Genomic DNA, 9,091 nt, shown 5'->3' with positions numbered 1-9,091 from the left:
GGAACCTGATTCCGTACCACGCTGGATGGGCGGGCGAATGCCATTGTCGAGTGAACTTAGTGCCGAACTGCGGTTGAAAATCGAGCAAGCGGCGGCTGGCAAATTTGTCGGACGCGAGATGAAGGCGTTGCGGCGATTGTTCGAGATCCAAAGTCGCTGGAGCGTGCTGCCGCGAAGCGATCAGTTTTTAATCGAACGGATCGAAACTCGCGGTGGTCACCAATTGTTTCTGTTTCCGTTCGAAGGTCGGTTGGTCCATGAAGGATTGTCGGCGTTGCTGGCGTATCGAATCTCGCGTTTTCAAAAGACCACCTTCACGATGGCTTGTAATGACTACGGGATCGTGTTGCAGTCGCCGCATCGAGTGGACATTGATGATGCGATCGGTCGCAAGATTTTTTCCGCCGACGATCTCGTTAACGATATTCTCAATAGCATGAATTCAACAGAGATGGCGAAACGTCAATTCCGCCAAATCGCTCGCGTGGCCGGGCTGATCCATCAGGGGTTCCCGGGACGTGGAAAAAGCACAAGTCATATCCAAGCCAGCAGCAATTTGTTCTACGACGTTTTTAGCCAGTACGATCCCGACAATCTGTTGCTAGAGCAAAGTCGTCGCGAGGTGTTGGAGTTGCAACTTGAATCGTCCCGAATGTTTGACGCTCTCGACCGGATCGAGCGAAGTGAGATTGTTGTCACCGAACCACCCAAAGTCACGCCATTATCGTTTTCATTGTTGGTCGATAAGTTGCGCGATCGTGTTAGCAGCGAAACGTTGGCGGATCGGATTCGTCGATTGCAATCGCAACTCGAAAAAGAGGCGGATAAGGAGAATTAAGCGATGAAGCAAACCATGGATGTGGATGTCGGGTGCATCGCGTTGCAACTGCATGCTGATCGAGCGGTGTTTTGGCCAGCGCAGCGGGCGTTGTTTGTGGCAGATACTCATTTTGGCAAAGCGGCGACGTTTCGGCGTCATGGCATTCCGGTACCAAGCGGAAGCACGGCGGGGACATTGCACAAAATCGAGTCACTATTGCAATCGACCCACGCGACTCGGTTAATCATTCTCGGTGACATGTTTCATGCCCGATCGTCACTATCGCCGAAGGTGTGTGAGTTGCTCGAGGCCTTTTTTGCCAAACATGACGAGATCGATTTCACCTTGGTGCGTGGCAACCACGATACCCAGGTGGGACGACTGCCCTCGTCGTGGCCGATCGAGGTGGTTGATCCCGGAACGAGGATGGGGGCGGTCGCATTGGGGCATCATCCGGCGCCCGTTCCCGGCGATGCCTCGTTGTTGTTGTGTGGTCATTTGCACCCGGCGGTTCGCTTCGCCGTCGGTGGCGAAAATTTTGGAAAACTGTCCTGCTTTTGGCTTTCCAAGCGATGTTTTGTATTGCCGGCGATTGGTGGGTTCACCGGCACGCATGTGATTCGCCCGCAACGCGGTGATCAAACTTGGATGATTCTTGATGATGGGTTGGCCGGTGGAAATGATGCCGGTACGTTGCTTCATCAACACTATCGATGACGTCGGAAATGCGGTATGCGGTTTGCGGCGTTTTGATCATGAGAACAATGACATGGTATTGAATCACGCAGGCAACCACGAACGGATCTGATGGGATATTGGAAGCAAACCTTCTCGGAATTCTCTGCCGATCGTTGCACCACGCTGGCAGCAGCGTTGGCCTACTACACCGCCTTTGCGCTGCCGCCGCTGCTGTATTTGTTGTTGACAATTTTGACATTCGGAATGTCGTTGGCTTACGATTCGGATCACGCCAAGGCCGAGGCTCATGAGGTTTTGACGACGCAGACGGCGCAGTTAATTGGCAATGAATCGATCAGTAATGAAATCTCTGCGATCCTGAAAAGCAGCGACGAAACGTCGGGCAAGTGGTGGAAAACGCTACTCAGTTTCGGCGGCATCGTACTGGGGGCGACCGGTGTGTTGTCGGCACTTCAAGACGCCATGAATCAGGTTTGGGCGGTTCGCCCCGATCCCGAAAAATCGGGTGTGAAAGCGATGGTTCGCAAACGGGTGATGTCGTTTGTGATGATTCTTGGATTGGGGTTTCTGCTGCTCGCATCCCTGATCGTTTCCTCGGTGGTAGCGGCGGCTGGTGAGCGATTAACGGACATGATCGGAATCCGATTCGGCTTGGTCAGCGGTCTCAGTTATCTGGTTCAAGCAGCGGTCGTGATGATCGTGTTCGCGTCGATTTTCAAGTGGATGCCCGATGCTAAAATCGAGTGGCGCGAAGTGATGGTGGGCGCATCGATCAGCACCGCTTTATTTCTTGTCGGTCGCTTTGCGCTCGATTGGTATTTCTCGATTGCCACACCTGGAGCCCAGTTGAGCTCTGCCGCCGCTTCGATCGCGGTGTTGTTGGTGTGGGTGTATTACACGTCGATGATTGCGTTGTTTGGGGCCGAGTGCACTCAGGTTTATGCCGTTCGCTATGGCCGAGGAATCCGCCCCGATCGTCACGCAGTGCATGTCGTCGAGTCGATCGAGCGAACCTAGGATTCCTATTCCTCGATAGCGAAACTTGCCAAGCGTTTCGTATCAGAGACGAGTCGAACGTGTCTTTCACGCTTGCCGTAACGCTGGACGATCACCCGTCAACCTGCTTGTTCAGAGAGCACTTTTTTAGCGATTCGCGGTATACGGGGCGTTTCACTAACGCTGTGACACGTAAGTTGATTGTTTTGCTTGCCGTGGAATCGCGGCACGTGATTCGCTACGTAAGAGAGCTACTACACCACCCTTGTGCTCTAGAGGAACAATAAAATGTTAGTACCCATCATTGGTTGGATGATCTCGGGATTGATCATTGGTTTAATCGCGCGTGCCCTCGTTCCGGGACGTCAAGCGATTGGGATTTTGCGGACCATGCTACTTGGAATCGTCGGCTCGTTTATCGGTGGATTCGCAGGTTTTTTGCTGATGGGAGGCGAACCGCTGCAAGCTGCGGGTTGGATCGGATCGATCATTGGTGCGGTTATCTTGCTGGTTCTCTTTTCCCGTGGGGATCGATTGACGACCTAGATCCACACCGATGTTTCTAACCCAACGGATGCCACTAATCCCAAATGCCAAGCCCAGATATTGGAAAGTTAAAAATGGACATTCCACAAATTCACTCGGAGTCAGATGGTGTCGTCGGCACGATGGGCGAGATCCATTTGGCTGCGGGAAAGCACGTCGCGATGCGTCAATGGCGAGAGGATCCAGGCGGATTTTCGCAATCGCATTGTCGTGATTACGAGACCGTCGGTTTTTTGCTACGCGGGGTCATCCAAATCGAATTGGACGGCGGAACGGCCACGATCAAGGCCGGCGATTCATGGCTTGTTCCCGAAGGAGCCCCCCATCGCTATCGGGTCGTCGAACCGATTGTAGCGGTGGAAGCCACCAGCCCGCCCGCCTGTTTCGGCGAGCATGACGAGATCGACAGCACTTCACACACAAAACCCCGATAGTCCCGTCGGAACTCAGCGAGCCGCGATCTGCTTCACCTCGTCGGCGTTGAGGATGCGATCAAATACCGCCACCTCATCAAGCCGCCCCTCCCAATTCGAATCGTTGTCGCTGCGGCCTCCGACGAAAATCTGGTCGAGTCCAGGATGGGGCACTGCAACCGAGTCGCTTTGCAGTTCAGCGGCATCGTTTCCATTCAGGTAGACTCGCACCTTCGATCCGTCACGAACGAGCATGAGATGGTTCCATGTCCAACGTGGGATCACGGTTGACCCAACCAACGTTTCGTTGCTCGTTCCCTGTTTGAAAATCAAACGTCCCGCCTCGTCACCGCTGCCGGCAACCCCCAAATGCTCGCCGAATTCGGTGATGCTGTGGGCGTGGTCACGAGAAAACAGCCAACCGGATACCTCGCGTGCTTTATCGGGCATGCCGTTCCAAAACCACATCGACACACTGTAACCCTGCGGCGTGTTTCCGATTCGCGATCGCAATCGTCCGCCCGCGAAATGGGCACACCGATTCGGTTCACCGTCGGCCGTTAGCACCGCCGATGCGGGGCCTTCCAAAAAGAACACGACGCCTGGTTCGTAGATCGCATCACGATGATGTGTGGTGCTGTCGCGAGCAATCGGAGCTTCCATTTCGTCCAGACGCCAATAAGCAAGTGGCTTGGCGTCGAGCGTTGCTTGACACGCCGGGCCCTTGGCTTGAGTGACCGCACGCCTCGGTTTTCCAGAGACCTGTTCGATCAGACACATTGCGGCAGCAACGATTTTGGGTTCCGCTTGCACTTCGAGCCCCGCCGAACGGGCTGCCCAAGTATTGTAGCCGCCCAGTGGATGTTGTTCCGCAGGCGGAATGTAACCGTCGGCTCCGTTGGCGAGTTCAATCACCATCGTTTTTTCAAACGGACTCTGCTGTTTCAGCTTCAACCCGGAAAGGGCGTACGTTTCGTTGGGCGTGGTGGCGATCGCAATGTCGCCAATTCGCATCGCTTGCACCACCACCTCGGTCGATTGTAAATCGTGCAGCAAGACTTGTTCACGAGCGTACACCTCCGTAGTCGTCTTGGGCAACTCTCCCTCAAGTGTATCGACAATTTGCTGAGCCCACTGTAACCGTTGCTGATCAGGGACGCGGTAGTTCAAGCGAAATCGAGATTCAGCCATGTCGATTGTATCGGCGTCATCGTACTCGATAGTCTCGAGCGTTTCGGTGGCGATGTTCAGCAGTGCATCGGTATAGGCTTGGATGGTGTCGTATTGACTCGGCTCGGCGGCGGCATAGTCGCGTCGCCAAATATCGCCGCTGCATCCGTGTGACATCGTAGCGACAACATTTTTTGCGTCAGGGTATTTTTGTTGGATGTAGTTTTGCATGCCGTTGCAGTACAGCCCATAGTAGTCGGCGCTGATCGGAGAATCGCCAAAGTAATGCATCGAGAAATTCGACAGCACGGCGATCGGAACTCCGGCGCTGGATTCAAATGCGATCATCGACAACTCGGGGTCCTCGGGGCCCGATTCGCCAGTCACATCGTCGGGGTTGCGAGCGGCATGCATGTTCGCTCGCACGGTCGGGTTGCCAAAGGGATCGTTGTCGATCCGGTCGGGACGCCGAATCCAACGTCGCAGCGCGGTGAAATCCGCCGCCTCGGCGGATCCCCATCCGACTCGCGCAGGTTGTAGGTTGGCTTCCGCGTTGACGATCGATTCGACGATCCGCTCTCGCAGCAGCGGAATGTAGGTCAGATCGGCATCGGTCCCCAATGCGCCGAACGCTGACGGCGCGGTGTGGGTGTGCGTGGCCGAAATCATGATGTGATCGGACTTCAATCCGGTGCGTTTGGCGGCTCGACTTTTGGCGTCATCCAACAGCATCTTGGGCACCATGCAGCTATCGACGACGACCAGGGCGATTGATTCGCTGCCGTCGCTGATCACGATCGCTCGTGAGCTGACCGGTGTTTTGATTTGCCCGGCGGTTTTCGATGTCATCCCGCCGTTGACCAGGACGGGGAACTGAGTCGGCGAGACATCGACAATGGCCGCACCGACTTGCAGCTCGGCCACGGCGGCTGAGTGCGAAAGGAAGGTCAGTGTGGTGGCGAGCGCGGCGGCTAAACAAAATCGGATCATGGGAACTCGCGTGGTAGGAAGGGGCGGGGTCGGAAAGGTAGGACGGGCATTGAGATCGCTGCTGGAGCGATCGCCGGTGGGGAGATTACCGGTGGAGCGATTACCGGTGGGGTCGGATGACCATTCTAGTGGATTGCGAAACGCGAGGGGGGACGAGAGCAACGCAGGAGAATGCGAAAATCTCGGTTGGCTCACCTTTCCACATCGGGGTCGGTTTGTCAAAACAGGGATCGGAACGGGGGCTCGATCGATCCCGGTTCCCCCCGATCGGTCCTCGAATGCGGACACCTTTGCCACTGTCGCAGCGGTAGTGTGGCCGTTTTGCCGCCTGTTTTCGAACCTGTCGTCTTTGAATTGATTCCAGTCACGCGTGAGCTTTGATGAGCCATTTCTCTTACGAACTTTTGCATCGCGATTCCCAAACCGGCGCCCGTCGCGGTGTTTTTTCGACGCCCCACGGTACCGTTCAGACGCCTGGGTTTATGCCGGTCGGGACACAGGGCACGGTCAAAGGGGTGACCATCGATCAGGTCGCGGCCACCGGCGCAGAAATGATCTTGGGTAACACCTACCATCTCGCCCTCCGACCCGGCCACGAAACGGTACGTCGATTGGGGGGATTGCATGGGATGACGTTGTGGGAAGGCCCAATTCTGACTGACAGCGGCGGGTTCCAAATTTTTAGCCTCCAATCGATTCGCGAAATCAACGAACAACAGGCGACGTTCCGCAGCCATATTGATGGATCGATCGTGCAATTGACCCCCGAGCACAGTATCGAGATCCAAGAGTCTCTTGGCAGCGATGTCGCGATGGTGCTGGACCACGTCGTGGCGCTGCCAGCAAAGCGATCCGAAGTCGTCGACGCGATGGAGCGTTCGATCCGCTGGGCCGGTCGCTGTTTGAACGCGGCAACACGCGATGACCAGGCGCGTTTTGCGATCGTGCAAGGCGGCTTGGACACCGAATTGCGAATTCAATGTGCGACCGAGTTGTCGTCGATGAATTTCGAAGGTTTCGCCGTGGGCGGTCTAAGTGTCGGCGAAGCTCCGAGCGAGATGTACCGCATCACCCAGGCCACCTGTCCTCATCTGCCCGAGCACAAGCCACGTTATTTGATGGGCGTGGGACGGCCGATCGATTTGCTCGAAAGCGTCGCTCGCGGGATCGATCTATTCGACTGCGTGATGCCCACTCGCAATGGACGCAACGCGATGGCGTTTACGGATCGCGGCAATGTCAAAATTCGCAATGCAAAGTATCGCGATGAAACGCGGCCGCTCGAAGAACACTGTCCGTGTCTGGCGTGTCGTCACAGCCTCGGCTACCTGCGGCACTTGTTTGTTGCCAAAGAAATGCTGGGGCCAATCCTGTTAACGATCCACAATTTGACGTATTACCAACGTGTGATGGCCGAAGCACGCCAAGCGATCGAGAACAACACGTTCGCTCAATACGTGATCGACAAAAAGGCAGGCTGGGGTATCATCGACGAACCGGATGCCGATGTGGAATAGGCTTTCCAGATGTGTCATGCCGCTTTATTTCGCGGCGGCCCCCCTGATCCAGGCCCGTTCATCCAGGCCCGTTCATGTTCCAGTCTGCTTCGGATTGCCAGCACATCAGCGATCGTTTTACCGCGGCGCCCGTCGCTCGACCGCGATCGCAGTCGGTGCTACCGCCGCGACATCCACCGTTCCTATTTGGTCGCTGTGACGTCGTCCCCCGCGTTGTAAGTAGTCGCTCCAGCGACGTCCTTTGCGTGATTCGGAAGGTCCAGGTGCAATCAAGAACACCGCACCGAGTCCGAACAACAACCCTGCCGAAGCCGAGCCCAAGGTCACCAGCGTGCCGCCAGGCCCGATCGGTTTATCTGAAACTTGCGGTGGCCCGAGTTCCGCGACAAGGTTTGTCGAAAGAGCAGCGGTGCGGCTTGCCTGAGCTTCAGTCAATGCCTTCTCGGCGGTTTCCAGTAGCGTTGTGCGATGTTTGACTTCGGCATCCACGTTCGCGTAATCGGTCCGTGCTGCTGCCAACGCCTCGAGCCGCGAGGTTAATTGTTCTTTGCGAGTTTTGAGTCGCGATACCCGCTCGGCTTCTTGCTTAAGCGTCGGCTCCATTGCCTTGACTGCGACGCGGGCTTCCTCTTGCATTCGGCTGCGAATCTCTTGTTCGGTCGATTGAGCGTTTTGCAGGATCGGGTGATTCGGTGTGCGGTTTGCCGCCAGTTCACTACTGCGAATTTGGGCATCAATCAATCCGTCTTTCAGACGAAGCAGCGAGGGTTGCAGCGACAATAGGTCGCTGCCACTGGCTAACAAATGGTCGGGGTTTTCCGAACCGACGACCAGTAGGTCACGAAGTGCGTATAGCTTTTCGAGATCCAATTCGGCGATTTGCAATTCGCGAACGGTTTCTTCAAGGGTGCGTCGGTTGGTGCCGTCGCCAGCGATCGCGTCATTCAGATTACGAAGTTCACCAAGGTCTGCGGCAAATTTGACTTCATAGACATGCATCCGAGCCGCTGCGGCATCTAGGTTTTGTTGTGCAAGATCGCGTGCTTGCGTCAATTCAGTGATCACGCTGTCGGCACGCACTCGGCGGATGTTCCGCAGATGCAACGTCAAGTTGTCGAACATCGCTTTACAGAAATCGACGGCACGTTGTTGTTGTGTTGATTTGACTTGCAAGTAGACCACTTCGGTGCTGCCGAACTCCGAGCCTTGCGGCGCGAGCAAATTGACGGCGTCTTTTGCGATGCGGTCGACCACTTCGGACGATGGCCACGTGGGATCGTCTTTACCCGAGGCAGGTCCGATTTGACGCAGTGCTGCCGCGACCACTTCGGGATTTTGAGTCATTTCAAGAATGGTTTCCTGAGCCGACTTTAATTCCGTTTGGCTGCTGAATCGGCCGAGCCGTTCCAGAGAGCTGGTGGCTTCGTTGCGAACGACTAACGGAAGACGCGCCGAGTAAATGTCGCTGCTAAACAGTGCGACACAGACACCGACAAACGCGAACAAGACGGTCGCGCCCATCCACAGCGGAGCAAAGACAACAAGGACGTTACGAACGTGTTTCCACGGAATCGGAGCAGATGACATAACGAGTCTCAACGTGAAATTTTTCAGACAATACGTTGAAACTTAGGTTTCAAATTCGGTCAGAGCCGAAAAAAGAGTGCCAATCCATTGCATTTTTATGCCAGCGTTCTGTCATCTCGCCCGCTACGCGGTTTGTAGCTGCGTTCGCCTGAGCGTGGATGGTTGTAAGGAACCGTTCGGAAAGAACTTCGTCATTTCAAAATGTTTCCCAAATGACAGGAACCCTCCGTTGGCGTTTGGGCCGTTCCGCTAGAGATTTACTGGAATAGGCGTAGGTCGGCCAGCTTTGGAGGTAGTGGACGAGGCTACGAGTCCCAGCGACTTAGTGGCACGACGGGACTCGTAGCCTCGTC

The 9,091-nt window shown here is 55.5% G+C and carries 7 protein-coding genes and 1 pseudogene; 6 read left to right on the top strand and 2 right to left on the bottom strand.

Annotation, left to right across the window (positions count from 1 at the left end; genetic code table 11):
- The 5 genes and pseudogenes from ABX962_RS21815 to ABX962_RS21795 all read left to right on the top strand — a co-directional run.
- Nucleotides 1-838 (top strand): annotated as a pseudogene (locus ABX962_RS21815) (DNA ligase-associated DEXH box helicase); the annotation flags it as partial.
- Between the two features lie 3 nt (nucleotides 839-841).
- Complete coding sequence (gene pdeM, locus ABX962_RS21810; protein WP_372722280.1) at nucleotides 842-1,537, top strand: ligase-associated DNA damage response endonuclease PdeM; 696 nt, start codon at nucleotides 842-844, stop codon at nucleotides 1,535-1,537.
- A gap of 90 nt (nucleotides 1,538-1,627) precedes the next feature.
- Entirely contained in the window at nucleotides 1,628-2,536 is a 909-nt protein-coding gene (locus tag ABX962_RS21805) for a YihY/virulence factor BrkB family protein (RefSeq protein ID WP_372722278.1), read from the top strand.
- 267 nt (nucleotides 2,537-2,803) lie between these two features.
- Entirely contained in the window at nucleotides 2,804-3,061 is a 258-nt protein-coding gene (locus ABX962_RS21800; protein WP_372722276.1) for a GlsB/YeaQ/YmgE family stress response membrane protein, read from the top strand.
- Nucleotides 3,062-3,135: 74 nt separating this feature from the next.
- Complete coding sequence (locus ABX962_RS21795; protein WP_372722274.1) at nucleotides 3,136-3,495, top strand: cupin domain-containing protein; 360 nt, start codon at nucleotides 3,136-3,138, stop codon at nucleotides 3,493-3,495.
- A 12-nt stretch (nucleotides 3,496-3,507) separates the two neighbouring features.
- On the opposite strand, the gene ABX962_RS21790 is transcribed toward ABX962_RS21795, so the two are convergent.
- Nucleotides 3,508-5,634, bottom strand: a complete 2,127-nt coding sequence (locus ABX962_RS21790; protein WP_372722272.1) for a neutral/alkaline non-lysosomal ceramidase N-terminal domain-containing protein — start codon at nucleotides 5,632-5,634, stop codon at nucleotides 3,508-3,510.
- A 380-nt stretch (nucleotides 5,635-6,014) separates the two neighbouring features.
- On the opposite strand from ABX962_RS21790, the gene tgt reads away from it, so the two are divergent.
- Nucleotides 6,015-7,151 (top strand): tRNA guanosine(34) transglycosylase Tgt, encoded by a 1,137-nt coding sequence (gene tgt, locus ABX962_RS21785; protein ID WP_372722270.1) that lies wholly within the window; start codon nucleotides 6,015-6,017, stop codon nucleotides 7,149-7,151.
- Nucleotides 7,152-7,268: 117 nt separating this feature from the next.
- Here tgt and ABX962_RS21780 read toward each other — a convergent pair whose 3' ends face one another.
- Entirely contained in the window at nucleotides 7,269-8,738 is a 1,470-nt protein-coding gene (locus ABX962_RS21780) for a hypothetical protein (protein WP_372722268.1), read from the bottom strand.
- Between the last annotated feature and the right edge of the window lie 353 nt (nucleotides 8,739-9,091).

It is taken from the genome of Novipirellula sp., from assembly GCF_041583735.1.
Lineage (GTDB): Bacteria > Planctomycetota > Planctomycetia > Pirellulales > Pirellulaceae > Novipirellula.
Note: the sequence above shows the minus strand (reverse complement) of the source record. Positions and strands in the feature narration are given on the sequence as shown.